Origin of the sequence: Erwinia sp. PsM31, assembly GCF_030433775.1 — a bacterium.
Classification (GTDB): domain Bacteria; phylum Pseudomonadota; class Gammaproteobacteria; order Enterobacterales; family Enterobacteriaceae; genus Erwinia; species Erwinia aeris.
In genome coordinates, this window is sequence record NZ_JARUWZ010000071.1 from 1 (window position 1) to 482 (window position 482).

Genomic DNA, 482 nt, shown 5'->3' on the forward strand with positions numbered 1-482 from the left:
CGGATTGTTAAAGAGCAAATATCTCAAACGTGACTGTGAAGTCAGTTTTGAGATAGTTTTTGTAAACTGCATGGTGGAGCTAAGCGGGATCGAACCGCTGACCTCCTGCGTGCAAGGCAGGCGCTCTCCCAGCTGAGCTATAGCCCCATACAGTTACTGCAGAGACCGTCTACTACCACTCAACCGCGAGTTACGCTTCTTTTAAGGGAAGCATAATTTCTTCTCAGGCAAGGCATGCGGAAGGGAAGTTTACCTGGGTAAACGACCGCGCGCATAACGCCGCATGAGATGAAATTTGGTAGGCCTGAGTGGACTTGAACCACCGACCTCACCCTTATCAGGGGTGCGCTCTAACCACCTGAGCTACAAGCCTGTAGAGGTTTTTTCTGCTCGTTACTTTTCTATCAGACAATCTGTGTGAGCACTGCGCACGAAGGTATCTTCAGGTAAGGAGGTGATCCAACCGCAGGTTCCCCTACGGT

2 tRNA genes are annotated in these 482 nt (G+C 50.4%); both read right to left on the bottom strand.

The features are described from left to right. Window positions 1-71 precede the first annotated feature (71 nt). Window positions 72-147 (bottom strand) — tRNA-Ala (locus tag QCD69_RS22485). 149 nt (window positions 148-296) lie between these two features. Beyond that, a tRNA-Ile gene (locus QCD69_RS22490) sits at window positions 297-373 on the bottom strand. Between the last annotated feature and the right edge of the window lie 109 nt (window positions 374-482).